This is a genomic window from Cellulophaga sp. Hel_I_12, from assembly GCF_000799565.1.
In the GTDB taxonomy this organism is placed as follows: domain Bacteria; phylum Bacteroidota; class Bacteroidia; order Flavobacteriales; family Flavobacteriaceae; genus Cellulophaga.
Genome location: NZ_JUHB01000001.1, coordinates 1568238 through 1589302, shown reverse-complemented (window position 1 = coordinate 1589302; position 21065 = coordinate 1568238). Strand labels below are relative to the sequence as shown.

The 21065-nt window shown below is 36.4% G+C and carries 18 protein-coding genes; 9 read left to right on the top strand and 9 right to left on the bottom strand.

What is annotated here, in order from left to right:
• Positions 1 to 64 precede the first annotated feature (64 nt).
• The 8 genes from GQ45_RS07245 to GQ45_RS07210 all read right to left on the bottom strand — a co-directional run bounded on the left by GQ45_RS07245 (position 65) and on the right by GQ45_RS07210 (position 6923).
• A complete protein-coding gene (locus GQ45_RS07245; protein ID WP_047416336.1) occupies positions 65 to 463 on the bottom strand; it encodes a hypothetical protein in 399 nt (132 codons plus the stop codon).
• Positions 464 to 465: 2 nt separating this feature from the next.
• Complete coding sequence (locus tag GQ45_RS07240) at positions 466 to 1335, bottom strand: hypothetical protein (protein ID WP_047416334.1); 870 nt, start codon at positions 1333 to 1335, stop codon at positions 466 to 468.
• A 153-nt stretch (positions 1336 to 1488) separates the two neighbouring features.
• Positions 1489 to 2055 carry a class I SAM-dependent methyltransferase gene (locus GQ45_RS07235; protein WP_047416333.1) on the bottom strand — a complete coding sequence of 189 codons (567 nt, stop codon included), beginning with the start codon at positions 2053 to 2055 and terminating at the stop codon, positions 1489 to 1491.
• 440 nt (positions 2056 to 2495) lie between these two features.
• Complete coding sequence (locus tag GQ45_RS07230; RefSeq protein ID WP_047416331.1) at positions 2496 to 4511, bottom strand: M3 family metallopeptidase; 2016 nt, start codon at positions 4509 to 4511, stop codon at positions 2496 to 2498.
• 162 nt (positions 4512 to 4673) lie between these two features.
• Positions 4674 to 5165 carry a 5-(carboxyamino)imidazole ribonucleotide mutase gene (gene purE, locus GQ45_RS07225; protein ID WP_047416329.1) on the bottom strand — a complete coding sequence of 164 codons (492 nt, stop codon included), beginning with the start codon at positions 5163 to 5165 and terminating at the stop codon, positions 4674 to 4676.
• 1 nt (position 5166) lies between these two features.
• The gene (locus GQ45_RS07220) at positions 5167 to 5541 is read right to left on the bottom strand and encodes a type II toxin-antitoxin system death-on-curing family toxin (protein ID WP_047416327.1); all 375 of its coding nucleotides are present in this window, start codon (positions 5539 to 5541) and stop codon (positions 5167 to 5169) included.
• Positions 5538 to 5717 carry a hypothetical protein gene (locus tag GQ45_RS07215; protein WP_047416325.1) on the bottom strand — a complete coding sequence of 60 codons (180 nt, stop codon included), beginning with the start codon at positions 5715 to 5717 and terminating at the stop codon, positions 5538 to 5540. The genes GQ45_RS07220 and GQ45_RS07215 overlap by 4 nt, the downstream gene beginning before the upstream one ends.
• A 33-nt stretch (positions 5718 to 5750) precedes the next feature.
• Positions 5751 to 6923 carry a 5-(carboxyamino)imidazole ribonucleotide synthase gene (locus GQ45_RS07210; RefSeq protein WP_047416324.1) on the bottom strand — a complete coding sequence of 391 codons (1173 nt, stop codon included), beginning with the start codon at positions 6921 to 6923 and terminating at the stop codon, positions 5751 to 5753.
• 116 nt (positions 6924 to 7039) lie between these two features.
• Between GQ45_RS07210 and GQ45_RS17790 the strand changes: the two genes are divergently transcribed.
• The 9 genes from GQ45_RS17790 to GQ45_RS07170 all read left to right on the top strand — a co-directional run bounded on the left by GQ45_RS17790 (position 7040) and on the right by GQ45_RS07170 (position 14674).
• Positions 7040 to 8146 carry an adenylate kinase gene (locus tag GQ45_RS17790; RefSeq protein ID WP_081980966.1) on the top strand — a complete coding sequence of 369 codons (1107 nt, stop codon included), beginning with the start codon at positions 7040 to 7042 and terminating at the stop codon, positions 8144 to 8146.
• A gap of 205 nt (positions 8147 to 8351) precedes the next feature.
• Entirely contained in the window at positions 8352 to 9353 is a 1002-nt protein-coding gene (gene obgE, locus GQ45_RS07200) for a GTPase ObgE (RefSeq protein WP_047416322.1), read from the top strand.
• A gap of 158 nt (positions 9354 to 9511) precedes the next feature.
• The gene (locus GQ45_RS07195) at positions 9512 to 10036 is read left to right on the top strand and encodes a DUF4136 domain-containing protein (protein WP_047416321.1); all 525 of its coding nucleotides are present in this window, start codon (positions 9512 to 9514) and stop codon (positions 10034 to 10036) included.
• Positions 10037 to 10324: 288 nt separating this feature from the next.
• On the top strand, positions 10325 to 10708 hold the full coding sequence (locus tag GQ45_RS07190) for an ankyrin repeat domain-containing protein (RefSeq protein ID WP_047416319.1): 384 nt from the start codon (positions 10325 to 10327) through the stop codon (positions 10706 to 10708).
• Positions 10709 to 11021: 313 nt separating this feature from the next.
• Positions 11022 to 11162, top strand: coding sequence for a hypothetical protein (locus GQ45_RS18000; RefSeq protein ID WP_156125373.1), 141 nt, complete (start codon positions 11022 to 11024; stop codon positions 11160 to 11162).
• Between the two features lie 30 nt (positions 11163 to 11192).
• Entirely contained in the window at positions 11193 to 11561 is a 369-nt protein-coding gene (locus GQ45_RS07185) for a hypothetical protein (protein WP_047416318.1), read from the top strand.
• Between the two features lie 237 nt (positions 11562 to 11798).
• Positions 11799 to 12881 carry a sensor histidine kinase gene (locus GQ45_RS17530; RefSeq protein WP_052188149.1) on the top strand — a complete coding sequence of 361 codons (1083 nt, stop codon included), beginning with the start codon at positions 11799 to 11801 and terminating at the stop codon, positions 12879 to 12881.
• Positions 12882 to 13934 (top strand): sensor histidine kinase, encoded by a 1053-nt coding sequence (locus GQ45_RS07175; protein WP_047416316.1) that lies wholly within the window; start codon positions 12882 to 12884, stop codon positions 13932 to 13934. It abuts the gene before it with no gap.
• Positions 13931 to 14674 (top strand): LytTR family DNA-binding domain-containing protein, encoded by a 744-nt coding sequence (locus GQ45_RS07170; RefSeq protein ID WP_047416315.1) that lies wholly within the window; start codon positions 13931 to 13933, stop codon positions 14672 to 14674. Before GQ45_RS07175 ends, GQ45_RS07170 begins: the two co-directional genes overlap by 4 nt.
• A 160-nt stretch (positions 14675 to 14834) precedes the next feature.
• Here GQ45_RS07170 and GQ45_RS07165 read toward each other — a convergent pair whose 3' ends face one another.
• Positions 14835 to 20894, bottom strand: coding sequence for an alpha-2-macroglobulin (locus GQ45_RS07165; protein WP_047416313.1), 6060 nt, complete (start codon positions 20892 to 20894; stop codon positions 14835 to 14837).
• Between the last annotated feature and the right edge of the window lie 171 nt (positions 20895 to 21065).

Genomic DNA, 21065 nt, shown 5'->3' with positions numbered 1-21065 from the left:
CTTTCGTTTTAGCCCTAAAGTCCGCATTACGTTTAGGCATTGTTGGCAAATCGTTTTTATTTTTTCATGCAAAAATCAAAGTTATTATAGCACCAATTATAGCTCCAATAATGCCAGAAATTAATGCGTTATTACTTATTTTATTCCAATTTCGCTGAATATATGAAGGGTCAAGCCTTTTCTTTTCTTCTTCTATAAATTTGTGAGCGCCTTTAATATCAGCATTTGCAAAATATTCACCAGCATTATATTCATATACATCAGCTGCTCTAGGATGATTTCTAACAAATTTTCTTGTCAAAACTTTATAGCCAACCAGTTTGTTTGCCATTAAGTCTTCTGGTTGTACGCTATTCCTAACAGGCAATTCATATTTTCCCTCTCTTCTTACGGATTGCATTATGACATCCATGATTCTTTTCCCTTGTTCAAGGCCCATTACATTAATAGTCATTTTTGCCATTTTTATTTTTTCTTTAAATTACTCCAAACTTCTATTTGTACTTTATCTCCTAAATGCAGTTCCTTGTATTTCTTTTTTACTCCTTCAAACTCTTCAGAAATTAATTTACAAAGGGTCGAAGTCAAAATTGTATTTAGAGATATAACTGTCATAGACTCCTCTAATGTGGACTTTTTGTTTTTATAAATGTAATTGTATTGTCTGTCACTTATATGTTCCCCATGAGCATGATTCGAATACAAGTTCCACATATCATTAATACGGTTGGAATCAATTCCACTTTTAACTAATATGTCTTTAGTTGTTTCTAGTTTAGCATGCTTAGGATTTAAATATACTTTTTGTTGTTTATCATTGGAATTTTGAAACCTTTCGTAACCTTTTATTTTTTCAACTAGAATTTGAATATCACTTTCAATTTTTTTCTTTTTCTCCTTATTTTTTTCAAATTCTACGGGAAATTTATTTTGCTTTTGAAGACCATGTAATTTGTAAATTTCATATCTAAAATTCTTTTCGATTGTGTCAACTTTGTCAAAGAATAGATAGTGCATGATAGCAAAAGACTCTATTTGCATTCTAGTTAAAGCAAAAGCTGAAAACAAATCCGTAATGTCTATTTCTTTATTAATAATAAAAAAACGATTTCCTCCTAGCAGTTTTTTTATGCTATGATTTGCCATTCCATATCGAAAATATTTATTTTCAATTTCTGCATGATGATGTTCGATTTGAACTTTATTATCAAAGAGACTTTGAGTGAGTGTAAAAAGAGAATTTGTAAGTATATCAAAGTGCTTCAACCGAGATTTGATATCATCTGATTTAAAAGCTTGATAAATTTCTAATAAATATGGGATTCTCTCTTTCATGAAATGTTTGCCAACGGCCTTGGCTATGGTAAGTGCGGGGTTTTGATGCCGAATCTTTGTCTGCCAGACCGAATGTTATTTAGTTGTGATATTTTCATTTTTAAGCAGTCAGCCCGCATTTGCTATAGCCGATGTTGTGCTTAGTGTTTTTCTTTATTTTTCAATTACTATCATTCGATAATCAGTTTCAGATTTATGTCCACTGTCACTGTCTTCAAATATGTACTTAAACTCTTTGTCGAATAATCGTTTATGTTTTCTTTCAATGTCAATTGCTTTGTTGAGCGTTTGGACTTTATCTCCTGTGTCCTGAATGCAAATGACCACACGACTTCCGTTTCTTATATCCGAAACGATTTTCATAATCAGTCCTATTTCTTGTTCCTTGTCCTTCTTGGCGAAATGAAACATACTGTCTAAAAGAACAAAGTCAAACTCACTAAAACGGTCAAAAGCGTAAATGTCTCCGACTTGTCCGTCCAAATCCAATTTTTCATTTTGTCCGATTTCGTTCATTTGGTTGATACCGACTTTTGAGTTGTCAATTCCTGTCACAGAGTAGCCAAGTCGCGCCAAAGCAATTGCATCTCTTCCTTGTCCGCAACCTAGGTCAAGTACTTTTCCTTTCCTTGGAAATTCAGCAAAAAACTTAATCAATTCGGGGTAAGGTTCTCCAAATAAGTTTTTTGTCTGATAGTATTTGTCATAGGTTACTGTCATTCGGTCTTTTTACATTAAGCACAACATACGGCTATAGGTATGATTACTGTTATTTCTAATTCAGCAACTAAAAATAAGAGCTATTTTCTAAACAACCCTGCGCTTTTCCACAAGATATGTAGGATTTATCAACTATTGGTTGTAGTGCTTAAAATCATCGGTGAACGGTTATTTTTTGCCTTGTGGATACGCGTATAGCGTCAGGTTGAGAAGTCTTTTCGGTGGCGAGGGTTCTCGATACATTTTTAGCTTCATTTCATTTCGCTAAAAACACGCGAACTGACATAAGATTGGGTAGTTCTCGATACACTTTTAGCTTTATTTCATTGCGCTAAAAACACTAAAACTGACAAAGCAATTTAATTGTAAAGATTTTTTAAACCTAAAAAAGTCCGAAATAGCAAAACTATATTCGGACTTTTAAAAGACTTAGCTACTCGTTACAGCAAGCCAGCACGCTCTAAGAGCGGTTCAATTTTAGGTTCGGCACCACGGAATTTTTTGTATAATTCCATCGGGTTTTCCGTTCCTCCTTTTGATAAAATATGCTCTTTAAACTTGGTGGCGACTTCTTTGTTAAAAATGCCTTCTTCCTTAAAATAGGCAAAAGCATCAGCATCTAAAACCTCTGCCCACTTGTAGCTATAATAGCCTGAAGCATAGCCCCCTTGAAAAATATGAGAAAAAGAGGTGCTCATACAGGTTTCGGGCGTAGCAGGGTATAGGTCTGTTCCTTCAAAAGCCTGGTCTTCATGTGCTTTTACATCGGTAATGGCCTTCGGGTCTGCGCCATGCCAAGCCATATCAAGCAATCCAAAACTCAATTGGCGTAGGGTCTGCATGCCTTCTTGGAAGGTGGCAGAATCTTTTATTTTTTGTACCAATTCCATAGGAATAACAGCGCCGGTTTCGTAATGGGTGGCAAAAAGGGCTAGCGCTTCTTTTTCGTAGCACCAGTTTTCTAAAATTTGGCTCGGTAATTCCACAAAATCCCAGTATACTGAGGTTCCCGATAAACTAGGGTATACGGTATTGGCCAGCATGCCGTGTAAGCCATGCCCAAATTCATGGAATAAAGTGGTTACCTCATTAAAGGTTAATAAGGAGGGTTTGCTTGCTGTGGGTTTGGTAAAATTGCATACGTTCGAGACCTGTGGGCGTTCGTTAAGGCCATTTTCTACATATTGCGATTTAAATGAAGTCATCCAAGCGCCACCACGTTTTCCGGCTCTAGGGTGAAAATCAGCATAAAACAAGGAAACTAATTTTTTATGTTCATCATAAATGCGGTATGTTTTTACATCACTATGGTAGGTGTCGATATCAAAAACTTCTTGGAATTGTAACCCGAATAATTTTTCAGCAACTTTAAATACGCCCGCAATTACATTTTCTAATTTAAAATAGGGCTTTAGTTTTTCGTCATCTAGGTCAAATAGTTTTTGCTTTAGCTTTTCAGAATAGTACGAGGCGTCCCATTTTTGGAGCTGCTCAATACCATCTAATTCTTTAGCGAAGTCTTTTAGTTGTTGAAACTCTTTAACCGCTGCCGGTTTTGCTTTGGCTAATAATTCGTTTAAAAACTCTTGTACCTTTTCAGGCGTTTCTGCCATACGCTCTTCCAATACAAAATGGGCATGGGTGGCATAGCCTAAAAGAGCTGCTCTTTCATGGCGTAAGCGGGCAATTTTTAATACGTTTTCTTGGTTGTCTAAAGCATCCTTATGAAAACCCTTGCTCCCGAAGGCAATAGATAATTCTTTGCGTAATTTTCTATTGGTGGCATATTTCATAAACGGAATATAACTGGGATAATCCAGTGTTATGAGCCAGCCTTCCTTATCTTTTGATTGCGCCAATTGCGCGGCAGCTTCCTTCTCACCCTCTGGTAAACCGTCCAAATCGGCTTCATCAGTCAGGTGCATTTGGTAAGCGTTGGTTTCTGCCAATACATTTTCACCAAAAGTGAGTTTTAGTTTGGCCAATTCCGCATCAATCTCCCGCAGTCGTTTCTTTTTGTCTTCGGATAAATTAGCGCCATTTCGGCTAAAACCTTTGTATTTTTTGTCTAATAGCGTTTGTTCTTCTACGGTTAAATCTAAAGACTCTCTTTGGTCGTAAACGGCTTTTACTCTTTTGAATAAAGCAACATTTAAAGTGATATCGTTTCCAAACTCAGACAAAAGTGGCGAAACTTCTTGGGCTATTTTCTGAATTTCATCGTTAGTCTCTGCCGAATTAAGATTGAAAAATACACTGGAGACTCTATCGAGTTGTTTGCCCGAATAATCGAGGGCAGCAATGGTATTTTTAAAGCTTGGGACTGCTTTGTTATCGGTAATCGCATCAATTTCAGCTCTGGCATCGGCAATGGCTTGCACAAAGGCAGGCATAAAATGTTCGTTTTTTAATTGAGAAAATGGAGCGGTATCAAAAGCGCTTAAAAGTGGATTCATATTTTGTCTAATGTCTAATGTCTAATGTCTAATGTAGAAAAGTTTCAGGTTTCAGGTTTCTGGTTTTTTATAAAGGTATCTAATGTTTACTGTAGAAAAGTTTCAGGTATGGTCGTAAAACAATAACTATTTTTTTACTGTTTACTGCTCACTGATCACTGCTCACTGTTTACTGTTCACTGATTTCGCTCCTTCTAAGACCTTCTGTTTTAAGCCTTCTTTGTATAAAATAATTTTGTCCAGCACGCATTTGTCGGAAGCGCCAATAATTTGAGCTGCTAAAATACCCGCATTTTTTGCGCCGTTTAAAGCTACGGTGGCTACAGGAACACCACCTGGCATTTGTAAGATAGACAAAACCGAATCCCAACCATCGATAGAGTTGCTGCTTTTTACAGGAACCCCAATGACAGGTAGGGGCGACATGGAGGCTACCATACCCGGTAAATGTGCAGCACCACCAGCGCCAGCAATGATAACTGTATAGCCTTTTAAGTGGGCGTTTTTGCTAAAATCGTATAGTTTTTCGGGCGTACGGTGCGCAGAAACAATATCTACATCAACCTCTATATCAAAGCCTTTTAAAATATCAATGGCTTCTTGCATTACTGGAAGGTCACTTGTACTTCCCATCACTACGGCTACTTTACTCATATTATTTTTTTAAATTACTAATAATCCAATGTTTTATTTGGTCAAAATCTAAGTTACCTTTTGAAGCTTCCATTACAAATTGATATTTTTCATCATCCGAAGCATCAATATCGAGACCATCTTCAAAAAGCATCAATCGTAAAAAAGCATAGGCCATACGTTTATTACCGTCTATAAAAGGATGATTTATAATAATACTTTGAAAAATAGCTGCAGATTTATCAATGGCCGAAGGGTACAGTTCTTTTCCGTCAAAAGTTTGAAAAGGCCTATTGATGGCTGATAAAAGTAATTTTTCATCTCTAATTCCAGCAGAACCGCCAGAAAATTCGGCTATAATTTTATTTAGATTTAAAACAAGCTCTTTTGAAATCATTCAGCAAGTCTTTTAAAAAGTGCTTCTTCTTTTAGTAAAAGGTTTTTGACAAATTCAGTTCTGTTTTCATTTTTTTTTGACAAATCTTCAACGATAAAAAATAATTCATCTAAATGCCCTTCCGGAAGGTTATCAATTATTTTTATCAGTCTTTGTTTCTTCTCTATTGCCGTCATAACAGTCCGATTTATATCAAATTTACAAAAATCCTATTTACTGATCACTTTTATCGTTTCCTTTACTTTTTGAGCAATTACTCTTGCCAATCCAAGATTTTTATGAACAATGGTCACATGACCCATTTTACGAAATGGGCGGGTTTGTTTTTTACCGTAAATATGTGGGGTTACGCCCTCGAGTTTTAAAATTTCTTCCATGTTTTCGTAAATAACATCACCGGTATAGCCTTCGGCGCCTACTAAATTCACCATAATCCCGGCGAGCTTACTTTCTGTACTTCCTAAAGGTAAATTTAAAATAGCCCGTATATGCTGTTCAAACTGATTGGTATAGCTGGCTTCAATACTGTAATGACCACTATTGTGCGGCCTTGGAGCTACTTCGTTGACTAAAATTTGATCGTCCTTAGTTTGGAACATTTCTACCGCTAAAATACCAATATGCTTCATGTGCTCCGATACTTTTAAAGCAATCTCCGTGGCTTTTTTAGCTACGCTAGCTTCAATACGAGCAGGACAAATCACATATTCAACTTGGTTGGCTTCAGGGTGAAATTCCATTTCCACCACAGGATAGGTCACCACCTCGCCTTTTAAATTACGAACTACAATCACGGCGAGTTCGTTTTTAAACGGAATCATCGCCTCAGCAATACATTCGCCTTTGGGTAAGTTTTCTAAATCCTGAAAATTACGTACTATTTTAACGCCTTGACCGTCATACCCAAACTGAGTGGCTTTCCATACAAAGGGAAATTCAATGCCACCATTGTTAATACTGTCCTTAATTTCACTTAGATAGGCAAAACGTGAAAAATCGGCCGTAGGAATACCATGGTCTACATAAAATAACTTTTGTCTGGCTTTATTTTGTATGGTTCGTAAGGTTTCTGTTGGGGGGTATACTTTTAAACCTTCATCTTCTAGTTTTTCTAGGGCATCAAGGTTTACGTTTTCTATTTCAATGGTTAAAAGATCTACCTTTTTACCAAATTGATACACATCATCAAAATTCATTAAATCACCAATAATAAACTCATCACAGGCAATATTACACGGTGCATCTTTAGAGGCCTCTAATACTTTGGTATGAATATCAAATTTTCTGGTCTCGTAGAGTAACATTTTTCCTAGTTGCCCACCTCCTAATATTCCGAGTTTAAAGTCCGACGAAAAATAGCTTGTTGAATTTTGATTTGGCATATGATGAAATGAATTCTGTGTTCTTTACAAAAATACACCGATTTCTTAAAACGACCTTACTTAGCGCAAAAAAGAGAAATCAAAATAGTATATTTGTCGTTCTTAAAAAAATAAAGGTGATACAACTGCACGACAAACATTTTAAACCATTTTTAAGTCAGGAACAAATCCAGGCGGCTGTTAAAAAAGTGGCCTTGGCAGTTGCGGCCGATTATAAAGAGGAAACCCCCATTTTTGTGGGTGTTTTGAATGGTTCTTTTATGTTTGTAGCTGATTTTTTAAAGGAATATCAGCATCCTTGTGAAGTGTCTTTTGTAAAATTAAGCTCATACAGCGGATTGACCTCTACCGGTATTGTAGAAACACTGTTAGATGTTCCAGAAAATGTAAAAGGTAAAAGCGTTATTATTCTTGAAGATATTATAGATACCGGACGTACCTTAAAAGAGCTGGTGCATTTATTTTCAAATTCAAATGTCCGGGAGTTTAAAATTGCCACCTTATTCCATAAGCCAACGGTATATAATGGAGAATACAATATAGATTATGTAGGCATGGAAATTCCTGACAAATTTATTGTGGGATACGGCCTAGATTATAAAGAGCTAGGTAGAAATTTAAATGAAGTTTACCAACTAAACCAAAATACTATGATTAATCTTGTGTTATTCGGAAAACCAGGTGCTGGCAAGGGCACACAGGCAGAATTTTTAAAATCGGAATATAATTTAAAGCATATTTCTACTGGGGATGTTTTTCGATACAATATCAAAAACGATACAGCATTAGGTAAGTTGGCGAAATCATACATGGATAAAGGTGATTTAGTGCCCGATGAAGTGACCATTAAAATGCTTGAAGATGAGGTTGATAAAAATGCCGATGCCAATGGTTTTATTTTTGATGGTTTCCCGAGAACTACGGCACAAGCTGAGGCTCTGGATGCTTTTTTAGATTCAAAAGACATGAAAATAAATGCTACGATTGCGCTTGAGGCCAATGATGAGGTTTTAATTCAGCGTATTGTAGGCCGTGGAAAAGTAAGTGGTAGAGCAGATGATCAAGATGAAACGAAAATTAGAAATCGTTTTGAAGAATACAACGAAAAAACGGCACCATTAATAGACTACTACCAAGGTAAAAACAAGTTGTATAGCGTAAACGGTATCGGCGACATCGCAGAGATTACAGAAAGAATTAAAACGGTTATTGATAAACTTTAAGCAGTACAGGTGCCAAGCATTTCCTTGGAGTAAAATCTCGGAACAGTGCACACCAAATTATATTTAACCAGCTACCCCGAATTCTCGAGGTAGGGAAAAGAAAAAGTCTAAGTTTTTGACGCTATAAGCACCGCAATTTTGTTTGTGGCATTATAGCGGTCAAGAATACATGTAAGACTAATCATTACAACACATTTAAAACACCATGACAGAAGGCAATTTTGTAGATTATGTAAAAGTTAATTTAACATCGGGAAACGGTGGTAAAGGCTCTGTTCATTTACATCGCGAAAAATTTATTACCAAAGGAGGTCCTGATGGTGGCGATGGAGGTCGCGGTGGTCATGTGATTATTCGTGGGAATAAAGATTTATGGACTTTGTTAAGTTTTAAATTTAGCCGAAGTTTTAGAGCTGGTCATGGAGAACATGGGGCGAAGAGCAGAAGTACAGGAGCCGATGGAGAAGATGTGTATTTAGACGTACCCTTGGGTACCGTTATTAAAGATGCCGAAACAGAAGAGGTTATCATGGAGATTACCGATGAAGGTGAAGAGAAAATAATTCTTCCTGGAGGCTTAGGGGGTCGTGGTAATTGGCATTTTAGAACCTCTACCAACCAGACACCAAGATACGCTCAACCGGGAATTCCTGGGCAGGAACTAGCCATCATAATGGAATTGAAATTGTTAGCGGATGTAGGTTTAGTAGGTTTTCCGAATGCGGGAAAGTCGACCTTACTTTCTGTTTTAACAACGGCAAAACCTAAGATTGCCGATTATGAATTTACGACCCTGAAGCCAAATTTAGGGATTGTAAAATACCGCGAATTTCAGAGTTTCGTGATGGCCGATATTCCAGGAATTATTGAAGGTGCTGCCGAAGGGAAAGGCTTAGGCTATTACTTTTTAAGACATATTGAGCGTAACTCTACGCTATTATTTTTAATTCCAGCAGATAGTAAAGACATTAAAAAAGAGTATGAAATTCTTTTGGATGAATTACGCAGGTATAATCCGGAAATGCTAGATAAAGAACGTTTAGTGGTCATTTCTAAGAGCGATATGCTCGATGAAGAGTTGAAAGCTGAAATGAAAACAGAATTAGATGCTCAACTTACCGGGGTTTCTTTTATGTTTATTTCCTCTGTAGCACAAATGGGCTTAACCGAACTTAAAGATATGCTTTGGAAAATGTTAAACGATTAAAGCTCGTTTATTATATTTTCGAAGCGTGAGAAAGGCGCACTTAAAACGATTTGTTTTACGAAGTATACCTATCCGCTAACTGTTTCTTCGGCCGTTATTGTATTTGAAAGTCGTATGACTTATCTTTAATCTTCTTACGCTATAATAATTTTTACACTATGAAATTTCTCGTTTATTTTTTATTGGTTTTTTCTTTCGTATCCTGTACAACGGTTCGTGTGAACTATGATTATGATAAAAAGGCAGACTTTTCAGCCTATACGACCTATAGCTATTTACCAGAGATGCAAACAGGGTTAAGTGATTTAGATACGCAGCGATTATTGGTGCTGGTAGACTCTACCATGCTAGCCAAAGGAATTTTATATTCAGAAGAACCTGATTTTTACATCAATATTCAAAGTGCTTCCTATAGCGCCTCACAGAATAACAATGTAGGCGTTGGCCTTGGTGGTGGTGGTCGAAATGTCGGTGGCGGTATTTCTATCGGAATTCCTGTAGGGCAACCAAAACTAGAGCGTGAAATAAAGTTCGATTTTGTGGATAGCCAAAAAGATGTGTTGTTTTGGCAGGCAGTGAGTGCCAGTCCTTTTAAAGAAAACGTATCTCCTCAACTGCGGGAAGAAAATTTAAGAGTAATTACGAATAAAGTATTTGTAAAGTATCCTCCAGAAATTAAATAGTCATAGCCTTTTAGTATAAGAGCTGCTGTTCTTCATCATGAGTATACCTCATGAGCATTTCTTGTGTTATTAAAATTAGTTTTGATTACCTCTCGTGAAAAACGATGATGCCATGGGCACAAAGGGCAAATAACGCCTGCTAGGGCAATCTTTTTGCTTTTCCCTTCTTTATTTCCGTTCAGTGATTAAATTTTACCGTTGGTCATATACTCGTTTTAAAAGCGTCACTTTCCCTGTAGTTTTACATCAGAAATAAAAAACAAATAGTAATCTTTTAAAATTAACACTATGAAAAATTCAGTAATTACCTTAGGCATCGTTTTAAGTATGGCACTCTCTAACATGAGCCATGCTAATGTAAATCCAACTACAAAAAATGTAAAAATTGCGACAACAAGTATTAAAGATGTGGCACCGCTTAGCATTGCCGTAGCCAAGAGTGATCTAGAAACGGTAAAAAAGTTTTTAGAGTTCGGAGCGGATATCGAAATAAAAACAGAAGTAAACGGTATGACGCCTTTGATGTATGCGGCACGTTATAATAATGTAGAAATGGTCAACGTATTAGTGCTAAATGGCGCGGATATAAACGCTACTTCAAAACTAGGCTATACCGCTTTAGATTATGCCGAATTATCTGGAGCTAAAGATGTAGCTTCTCTTTTAAAATAATCAACACCAATTCATATGTCATGAAGAAACAGGCCGTCTCAACGATTGAGATGGCTTTTTTTTTCAAGATGTTTAAGTTTTAGGATGGTGTTTTCTAAAGGTAGCACTTCTTGTCATCGTAAGTTGTAGTGCTGCCCGCTATACAAGACTTTAAGAGCAATTTTGCCCCTCATATGTAGCGCATCTGTATAGTCTTACAAATTGACTTTCCGTTTACGGATTAAATTTTACCGTTCATCATAATTGGGTTTTAAAGTGTTGATAATCAGCCTAAATTTATAGTATCTAAAAAAATAACTTAAAAATCAACAAGATGAAAGCAACAACAAACAGTACTAGTATTAAACAAAAAGAAATAATTCAAGCAAGCCTATTCAGTATAGTAATTGCGGGATATGTCCTCTATCATCTAGGACATGCAGTAGGTACATATATCGCTCAAATAGGATTTTAATTAAAAGTTGTTCCTATAAAAATAATCACCATGAAAAATACCTTTAAACTTTTTACCACTTTAGTCAGCACATTACTCGTTTTTGCTTGTACGAGTGCCACGGATTCTAATGATAAGATTGCCGAGCTGATAAAAAATAATTGTGACTGCGCAACGGTTGAACCCATGATAGCCACATACGGAATTACCTTTTCAAAAGAGGATGCCTCAAGCCTGGGTCAGCGCTATGAATTTCAAATGACAGATTGCACTACTGTAAATTTTGAAGCTCAAATCGATACCATTATAAAAGCCTTAAATGATTCAAAACTATGTGAAGATGCGCTTATTATTTTAGAATTCGAGGACTCCCAAAATTTTACGAAAGCGAGTATTGAAGATTGCATACGATTAAAATAGGATGAAAAACATCTTTACCCTACCGTTCACTAGGTCGTATTTACCGTTCGCCATAATTGTGACCAACATGAATCGAATACCTACTAGTTTTAAGCCCTGGTAAAATATTAACTTTAAAATTTAAAACCATGATTACTTTAGCTAAAATTATCTTAGAACTTATTTTAAGTCTTATCTTGCTTTAAAGACAGTAAGCCAACAATAAGCCCCAATGTCTTCAGTAATTAAAAACCATTAATGCAACGATTTTTTTCTAAAAATTTATTTTGGATCCTTCAGTTTTTGGGTTGGGGCGCTTTTTCCTTGTTTTTAGCATTCGTTGCTAATTTAAGTGAAAATTGGAAGGGCATTTTGGTGATTACCATAGGGAATATGGTGGTATTTATTGGGATAACTTCTTTCTTGCGTTGGATTTTAAATAAGGTTGCACCGCTAGAAAATTTTAAACCCATCATGTTGGTTAAGATAGTTGTTGCCGTCTTTATAGTAGCCATGTTAACGCCTACGGTCACCTACTATGTGGGTTATGGTGTCGGAAAAATTGGCAAGTTTGTCTTCGTAGATAGTAAAGAAATTTTCAATAAACCACCTTCCGAACCCAATACCTTTGGGAAGTACATTATTTATACGATTATTTTGGGTGGATGGACAATTTTCTTTTTCATCATAAAACTCATTCGAAATTCTAACAACGAAAGACTACGGCGTTTACGTTTAAAAGATCAGGTAAAACAAGCACAACTAAATACCTTAAAGGGCCATATTAATCCGCAATTTATTTTTACCGCATTAACAAATATAAAAGGCTTAATGTTAGAAGACGTAAAACAAGCGCGAGCCATGCTGACCACCCTATCTGAATTGCTTCGGTATTCATTAACTAAAACCGATATCAATACTGTTATTTTAGACGAAGAAATAGTCATTACCAAAAGCTATATGGACTTATTAATGATTGATAATAAGAAAGTATTGCACACGAAGTACCATATAGCTCCCGAGACGCTATCCTTACAGGTACCTCCTTTACTATTGCCAAACTTGATAGAATTAGCCACAAGATATGGTGTGCTTTCTACTAAAAATGAGGATACGATTAGTTTGAAAAGTGAACTAAAAAACCAGAGTTTAAAAATAAGTATTTTACATACAGGGCCTATGACCTTAAGTAAGCCTCGTCAAGTATTAGAAAACACATTAAAACAGCGGCTAAAATTATTGTATGGTAATGAAGCTACTTTTATGTCGAATCACGAATTAGACACCCATACCTTATGGGTGGTTTTGCCTGTAAAGGCCAACACAAAACCAGAGGCTTAGATGGACTTAAAAAATAAGTATTCTGAATTACTTTTTTGGGTGCTACAACTCGTGGGTTGGAGTATGTTGAGTTCTGTGATGTTCATTATTCCAGAACTTACAAATACCTATAAGATCTACTCTTTTTTCACCGGAACTGCGGTAGCTATTCTTGCAACAAGTGGGTATCGCTACTACTTGAAACAGCATATAGATTTTAATAGTTTCAAGAAAAAAAATCTAATTAAACTATTTTTTAGCTTTATAATATGTGTGGCAACCTACTATTTCCTATTTATTTTTACCGATTATTTTTATGAACTACTATGGCAAAAAACGCCCCTAGAAACACAATGGTTTGAGGATAAATCGTCTTTTTTGTATAGCCTTTTAAGTACCACCTTCATCATACTGGCATGGACTATTATTTATTCGGGTATCAAATTCATCATTGGTATAAATAAAAATAGATTAGAGAATTTAGAACTGCAATCGACGCTGAAAGAAGCGCAGTTAAATACCTTGAAAGGGCAGGTGAATCCTCATTTTATGTTTAATAGCCTTAATAATATTAGAGGTTTAATGCTAGAAGATGTAGAAAAATCAAGAGAGATGATCAGCAAACTGTCTGAAATGTTGCAGTATGCCTTATCCAAAAATACGGTTAATGCCATAGCGCTTAGTGAGGAATTAGAAATGGTCGATAACTATATTGCCCTAGCTAAAATTCAGATGGAAGATCGTTTAGAATATCAGAAACATATCGACGAAAACAGCTTATCTGTTTTAATTCCGCCAATGATTATTCAGTTATTAGTGGAAAATGCGGCTAAGCATGGTATTGCCAATTTAAAGAATGGAGGCATCATTAGCCTAAGCACTCGTGTTACCCAACAAGAGTTGCATATCGAAGTTCGCAACACAGGTCACTTGGCGATTAGTGAAAATTCAACTAAATTGGGTTTAAAGAACATACAACAACGATTGCGGTTGCTTTACGGCGTAAAAGCTGAGTTCACCTTAGATGAAATTGAAGGTCATGTGCTGGCCATGATAAAAATACCTATCCTATGAAAACTATAAAAACAGTTATTGTTGAAGATTCTCGTTTAGCACGAAACGAAATTAAAGAGTTATTAAAACAATATCCCGAATTGATCTTGGTGGGTGAGGCTGAAAATGTAGATGAAGGTTTTGAATTGATCACGGCTACAAAACCAGATTTGCTGTTATTAGATATTAATATGCCCGAGAAAGATGGCTTCGAGCTGTTAGAAATGCTAGATGAAGTACCCATTACTGTTTTTACCACAGCATTTGATGAATACGCGATTAAGTCTTTTGAATATAATGCGCTCGATTACTTATTAAAACCTATAAACGATAAGCGTTTTGGTGTGGCCATCGAGAAGGTAAAAGCAAAACTAGAAAGTGCAGCTAAGGATAAGGAATCGAAACCCACGTCAACCATTGAAAAATTAACAAATACGAGTCAGATTTTTATCAAGGATGGCGAAAAGTGTTGGTTGGTAAAAATTGGAGATATTTTACTCATTGAGATCGTTGGAAATTATTCTAGAGTTTATTTTCAAGATCAAAAACCTATGTTGTATAAGTCTTTAAATCAAGTCGAGGAAAAGCTACCTGAGGAAAACTTTTTTAGGGTAAACAGACAGCAAATCATCAACATGAATCATATTAAAAATGTAGTTCCTTGGTTCAATGGCAAACTAAAACTAATGATGAATAATGGTGAAGAAGTAGAGGTGTCTCGAAGACAGTCCTATATATTCAAAGATAAAATGAGTTTATAGTTTTACTTAAAAAAGTAGGCAGTAGCCGTGTTCAGTAAACACTAAAAGGGCTTTACTTTAACCACATAGGTGGCGATATGACCTAGAAAGGTGTTGCCTATAGAAATATGGCTATACCCTAAACTATCAAATTACCCATCAGGTAGTACCATTCAACAATCTATTCAGTGGTTATATGAACCCGAATCCCTTCACTATGACTGCTAAACTCAGGGGCATACATGCTTTGAATGGTGGTAATTCCGTTACTAAAATCTCCTGCGTTATTTACCCGTACATCGTATTCAAAAACATAAACGCCTTTTGGTAGATCATCAAAAAAGAAGTTGGTACTGGCATCTTTTGTGCTTTCATAGTAGCCTAAACCATCTTGCCATTTGTAGCGAGATAGTACGTTAATCGGCTCAAAACCAGCAGCGCGCATATCTTTCATATGAATAAATTCCATATCACGATCAGCCCGTAACTCAATCCGAACTCGAACGACATCGCCAAGCTTTAGTTTTGTTTGTGCAGTTATTTCGCTTATCTGTTCTCCTGTGGCTGTGTTTTTTTTAAGGAATAATTTCTTCTTTAATTTTAAAGGTGTTTCCGCTGAGGTGATCTTATCTAAGTCCTCAAAATATTGCCAGTATAAAGCGCCCCAGGCAATACCATTTCCTTTTTTGCTCATTTGAATTTCGCCCATTTTAGGCTTTATTTCATCTTTATTCCAAGAGGTTTTGTAATAGCCCGTGCCAGCTTCTACCTTTACATTTTCTAGTTTTGTAGAATTTATTTTTTCTCCACCAACTAAAACTTCAACGGCATCAGTAACCGACAACCAATCGCTGCCTTGTAATAAAAGCGCATAAACAGCTTCGGTAGTTGCTTTAGTAGTTTTCCATTGGTTCGTTTGCTTATTTTTTAACAACCATATTTTTAAATTGTCAATAGTAGCAAGGTCATTTTGAATTTCAGAAAAGGCTTCAATCAATAAACTCTGCGTTTCTATCGGTGCTTGATACCAGTACCAAGAGCTGGTGTTTTCTTTCCAGTACATGCCTAAGGCTTCACTAGTAATACTATTTTCATCTAAGGATTTTATAATAGCCTTCGCCGTCATGGTATCATTCATCCGATACAGTACTAAGGAAAGCATCCCTTGGGTATATAAATCTTTCTTTTTCCAGTATTTCTGTGCTTGTCCTTGATAATAAGTAATAATTTCAGCAACTTTTTTAGACGGTTTAAGGTCTTTAAAAAAGCTTCGCATATATAAGTAATGCACTTGCGTAGTACTCAAATGGTCGTTATTGATGTTTGAAGTGCGCTTTTTCATATACTCGTACTCAGCAATAAATTCAGCGTCTAAATACGAAATTGCGTTTATAATCATTTGGCTTCGAGCTTGTTCAGCCACCGAGCTTTGATTGAGCTGAGTAGAAGTCAATTTATCTAAATGCCCCAAACCTGTAACCATGTGTTGTGTGATGTACCGATTTTCTTTACCGCCGGCAAACCAAGCCCAAGCACCTGAGGAGAGCTGATTTTGCTCTAATTTCTTCATGGCTGTTGCTTGTTCAGCGTTCATTTTATTCAAGTTAAAAAGCAATGCTATACGTTTTTTCTGTTCGGTCTCTGATTGGGCATCGCGCAACCAAGGTGTTTCTTGAATTAAAAGCGATTTTAATTCTTCGTTCTTTTCAAGATTGCTGAGCATAGCGCCTGAAGAAGCCCATTGGTTAAAGACCTCTTGAATTCTAGGGTTGCTATTCGCAACATAGCTAGCTAAACTATTGGCATAATACCGCGCAAAGGTTTGCTCATTGCACTCGTACGGATATTCCATTAAATAGGGTAGTGCCTGTACCGCATACCAAGCCGGATTAGAGGTTACTTCTAAGGTCAACGTATGGTGGCTGAGCGAAGTCGAAGTCGTTTTTTGCAACTTATCTAAGCTAAAAGTTTTAGTTTGATTGCTACGTACCCACATAGGTAATGACTCTGTTACCAACATTCGGTTGGTTAAAACAGGCAATACATTTTGTTCACCATCACTAAAATCGCCTGCTTTAGCTACTATTGTATACTGTACCGCTTGTAAGCCTTTAGGGATGTTAAGCGTCCAAGAAACTTGCGTATTGCCGCTAGCATCGACCCTAAATTCTTTTTGCTCACCGCCTGAAATTAAGGAATTAATTTCTTTATTGGTAAGGGCATCCGTTAGTACCAATTTGGCAGCTCCAGTTAAAATTTTGTCTGTGAGGTTAGCAATTTTTGAGCTAATGATGATGGTATCACCTTCTCTTAAAAAACGAGGTGCATTAGGTGTTAGCATCAACTCTTTCTGGGTCACCGTTTGTAAGGTTCGGGTAGCACTTTGCAGGTCTTTGGTGTGTGCTACCAACTGCAACTTCCATCGGCTTAGGGCCTCGGGTGTGGTAAAACTAAATGAGACATTTCCTGCTGCATCAGTTTGTAATTGCGGAAAGAAAAAAGCGGTTTCTTGCAGGTTTTTTCGGATTTTAATAGCATCAAAATCAGTTTTAGTTGGTTTTTCAGTAGTATCATTTTTTACTTCATAACCAACAACCACTGTTTCATCCAAAGCCGACATATCATTTTCCATATCCATGGCAGATGCTGCCAGTTCCATTTCAATAGGTGCGCCAGAACTATTTTTTGCCGTACTACGTGCGCGACCATAGGCAAAGTACGAATTCCCAAACTGCAATCCAAACCAATCAAAAGCATCATAATACTGTGGTTTGTAATAATAACCCTCACCAAAATTCCAATAGGTCCTAAAACCATTTATCCCATAACTTTGAGTGGCATTACTGCGTCGATTTGAATAATAATAGGGTTGGTCTAAGGGATGAAAATTCCAGTTATGTGGTTTAAAAGCATCTAAAGAAGCATCATACATACTGGCTAAAAGTTCAGCCGTAACCTGATCGCCTTTTGCGCCTTTTATTTTAAACGACCATGTTTCATCTGTACCTGGTTGTAATTGATCACGAAAAGTAAGGGTTTCAACCTCTAAATCTGTAGATGGATAAGGTACTGGAATCACTAAAGAATTAGATTGAAAATAATTAAAAGCCGAGAAACTATAGTTCACCGCAAACCCGCCTATATCTTCCTTGTGTACAGGAATGGTCAGTGTTTCAGAATTACGGGATAGTTTCACAATTTTAGTCTCGATGATTTCCCTGTCTTTTTCAATAGAAACGGTGACCAAAAGGTCTTTCGCAGCGCTGCTTAATTTTAATATTACGGTATCACCAATGCCATAACTTGTTTTATCGGACGTCATGGTAAATAATTCATTATCCGCAGGAAATTTATCACTGTCACTAAACAATCTTGTTTGTGCCTTTTCTTCGACGATTTGACCAAATGTATCTTTTGTTTCTAGTTCGATCATGTATTTGCCAGACCTCCATTTTTTAAGATTGGGTAGCTTTACTTCTTGTGACGTTTCGGTATCAAAAGTCGTTTCCCAAACTAATTTTTCCTTTTCCCATTGGTTACTATCGTGTTCATTGTTATGCGCATCATGTGGAAATAAGGTCTTAAACTTTTCTTCACCAAAAGTGTCATAATCGGGCGCAGCCCAAACTCTGGGTCTAAGAACATCATTTGGAGCTTTTAATTTATAGACTTTAAGCGTGCCTTTAGCCCCCACAAATTGTCCGTTTAAGTTATAGGTGCCGATACGCAGCTTTCGTTGTTCAGGATTATCTTTATCTATGCTGCTTGCCATTTCGATGCTGGCCGTTAGCGCATGATACCCCACATGTACTGTAGTGCTAGCGCTGTGTGTTTCCCCATTAAGATCTGTAATATCAGCAGTAACCTCATAGCTGAACGTGGGTAAATTAGTTGCTGAAGTGCTGGTGTCAGGTAGTGCTTTAAAATCAATTTTAAATTCACCAGAACCATCTGTTGTTGTGTCTCCAAAAGTAATTTCTTGTGGCGTGGAATTAAAATAAGGGCGATACCAATAATACCACCTAGGAAAATTCACTACGCGTTTTACGCGGTAGCTTACCTTAGCATCGGTAATAGTACTTCCGGCATAGGCCAGAGCTTTACCTTTTACAGTAATGACATCATTTACTTTGTAGGTTTCCGTTACTGGTAGAAAAGTAGCCTCGAATTTTGGTCTTTTGTATTCTTCAACAGTAAAACTAGTATATCCATTGATGTTCACTTGAGTTGAGTTTACGCGCAAGCTATAATTACCCGTAAGACCGTTATTTGGAAGCATAAATTCACTAGCAAAAGACCCATAGGCGTTGGTTTTTAACGTTTGCTGTGCAACTTCTTGACCATTCGTATCATAGAGTGATACTATAACTGTAGTATTTGGTGAAACAGCTTGTTTGTCCGCAGTTCTAGACACTGCAATACCCTTAAAATAAAGCGCTTGACCAGGTCTGTACATACTGCGATCCGTAAATAAAAAACAAGAATAGCTGATCTCTTTAGAGGGGTTGTTAGTATAGTCGCTATTAATATAATAGGGACTAAAAAGAGCAGTTTCTTTGGCGTAGCTAACTTTGGCTTTAATCTCTGTCCAATTTTCTAAAGATTTTGAGATGTGTATTTGACCCTTAGCATCAGCTGTGAAGGTTTTAGATAAGAATTTTTTATCGTAATTAATCCTGTAATTTAACTGTAAAGATGCGCCAGCTATAGGTTTTCCATTAGTTCTGTCAATTACTTGAAAGGTGTGCGTCCTATCGTTTTGTGATTCAACAAGGGCCATATTTGTGACTTGTAAACCGCTATAGGCAAAAGAATCTATAGCATCAGGATTGCTGGTCGCGACCAAAATATAATAGCCGTTTTTTAATTCAGGGATTGCAACTTCGCTACGGTGGCTTTGGTGATCCCCCTCATTTTTTAAAATGGAACTCCAATTTTTATGGGGTTTTAACGATTTTATAAATGCTATTTTTTCATCCTTATCATAAAAGTTATTTAATTTTTCTAGTTGTTCAGGACTACTTTTGTACGCAGTAAGGCTTACAAGGTCTATGTTTTTATGTTGAATGAGTAGCTTTGAAATTTCGTTTATAGGAATATAGGTTTCATTGGTAAGTCTTAGCTCTTTGCTCAAAATAGAGGCAATTAAGCTTTTGCTTTTTTCTGCAGCAACACTTTCAGGGTATTTTAAAATAATAGCTTCGGATACTTCCAAAGCTTCTTTAAGTTTCCAGCGGTATTCTTCTTGATGCTTTGGCTCATATTGCATGCCCCACTGTTGATACTGTGCCGCTATTTCATGTTGGTAAAGGCCCCAAATGGCATTTGTTTTGACCTGCTCTGCCGAATTTTTTAATACGGATATATACTGTAGTTCTTTGTCAGCAAAAGTGGCATTTTCTTTAATAAATTGTAAACGTTCAATATCTATAGCCGTGTAGGCCTCTAGAGAAGTATCTTGGGTATGAAATTTTAATAATTCTTGATACATCAATAATGCTTTCGCTTGTAAGGAAGTTTCGTCCGTAGTTTTAATTTCTTTTTGGATAAATTGATACCCTTCACACAAGAGATCAATGCGATCTATTTCAAATTTAGCTGCAGGTCTTGTAATACTATTTTCACTTGTTTTATAGAAGTTTAAAGCGGTATGCGCTAATAAATCATAAAGTGTAGGGCGGTATTTTTCAGAATTTTTTTGTTGATTCAAAATCACGTCAAAATCTGAAACTTTTATTTTTTGTAAGGCAGCGCTATTTTGTAAAGAAGCCTCAAAATGTATGCTTATTTCATTAAAAAGTGTCGTTAAATCCCAAGTTCTAAAATCAGTACTATCTACTTTTTCAGCAGTTTCTGTACGATTATAAAATAAATATCTATTTTGTTGAAAGTACTGCCAATATAAATTGGCTAAATAGCTTTCCAAAATATTTTTTGTGGGCAATTCTGCTTTTTCAATTTCAGATTTAAAATCGTTTATGATGCTTAGTTGTGCTTCCTCTTCGAGTGTTAAGGTATATTTTGATGCATAGATAAGTGACTTAACGAGCTGCGGCGTATTTTTTTCTTTTCTAGCCTTTTCTGTAATCACACCGACTACTTTTTGTGCTGATTTCGGTAGATTTTCAGTATCAAATTGTGCCACTTGTTTCCATAGTACCTCGTAGGAATCTGAATTTTCTTGACCAGTCACCAGCTGAGTACATATAAGAAGGGCAATAAGAAGCGATGCTGTTTTCATAAAGAATTCATTTAAATTTTAAAGCAAATATGAATGATAACCAATGTACCTACAAGTTAAAATGCGTAAAACCCTGATTTCGGTGAGTGAAGTTACATCAGATTATTAAAAAGCGAGCAGTGTACCGTAACAGTGCACAGTTTTTTTTTTTTTGATTATACTGAACACTGA

What these genes read in the sequence shown, in the direction of transcription:
- obgE (WP_047416322.1), top strand. Translation starts at nt 8,352, where the DNA reads ATGACAGAAGGCAATTTTGTAGATTATGTAAAAGTTAATTTAACATCG.
- GQ45_RS07220 (WP_047416327.1), bottom strand. Translation starts at nt 5,541, where the DNA reads ATGATTTCAAAAGAGCTTGTTTTAAATCTAAATAAAATTATAGCCGAA.
- GQ45_RS07240 (WP_047416334.1), bottom strand. Translation starts at nt 1,335, where the DNA reads ATGAAAGAGAGAATCCCATATTTATTAGAAATTTATCAAGCTTTTAAA.
- GQ45_RS07235 (WP_047416333.1), bottom strand. Translation starts at nt 2,055, where the DNA reads ATGACAGTAACCTATGACAAATACTATCAGACAAAAAACTTATTTGGA.
- GQ45_RS17530 (WP_052188149.1), top strand. Translation starts at nt 11,799, where the DNA reads ATGCAACGATTTTTTTCTAAAAATTTATTTTGGATCCTTCAGTTTTTG.
- GQ45_RS07230 (WP_047416331.1), bottom strand. Translation starts at nt 4,511, where the DNA reads ATGAATCCACTTTTAAGCGCTTTTGATACCGCTCCATTTTCTCAATTA.
- GQ45_RS07190 (WP_047416319.1), top strand. Translation starts at nt 10,325, where the DNA reads ATGAAAAATTCAGTAATTACCTTAGGCATCGTTTTAAGTATGGCACTC.
- GQ45_RS07175 (WP_047416316.1), top strand. Translation starts at nt 12,882, where the DNA reads ATGGACTTAAAAAATAAGTATTCTGAATTACTTTTTTGGGTGCTACAA.
- GQ45_RS07165 (WP_047416313.1), bottom strand. Translation starts at nt 20,894, where the DNA reads ATGAAAACAGCATCGCTTCTTATTGCCCTTCTTATATGTACTCAGCTG.
- GQ45_RS07245 (WP_047416336.1), bottom strand. Translation starts at nt 463, where the DNA reads ATGGCAAAAATGACTATTAATGTAATGGGCCTTGAACAAGGGAAAAGA.
- GQ45_RS07185 (WP_047416318.1), top strand. Translation starts at nt 11,193, where the DNA reads ATGAAAAATACCTTTAAACTTTTTACCACTTTAGTCAGCACATTACTC.
- purE (WP_047416329.1), bottom strand. Translation starts at nt 5,165, where the DNA reads ATGAGTAAAGTAGCCGTAGTGATGGGAAGTACAAGTGACCTTCCAGTA.
- GQ45_RS07215 (WP_047416325.1), bottom strand. Translation starts at nt 5,717, where the DNA reads ATGACGGCAATAGAGAAGAAACAAAGACTGATAAAAATAATTGATAAC.
- GQ45_RS07170 (WP_047416315.1), top strand. Translation starts at nt 13,931, where the DNA reads ATGAAAACTATAAAAACAGTTATTGTTGAAGATTCTCGTTTAGCACGA.
- GQ45_RS07195 (WP_047416321.1), top strand. Translation starts at nt 9,512, where the DNA reads ATGAAATTTCTCGTTTATTTTTTATTGGTTTTTTCTTTCGTATCCTGT.
- GQ45_RS18000 (WP_156125373.1), top strand. Translation starts at nt 11,022, where the DNA reads ATGAAAGCAACAACAAACAGTACTAGTATTAAACAAAAAGAAATAATT.
- GQ45_RS07210 (WP_047416324.1), bottom strand. Translation starts at nt 6,923, where the DNA reads ATGCCAAATCAAAATTCAACAAGCTATTTTTCGTCGGACTTTAAACTC.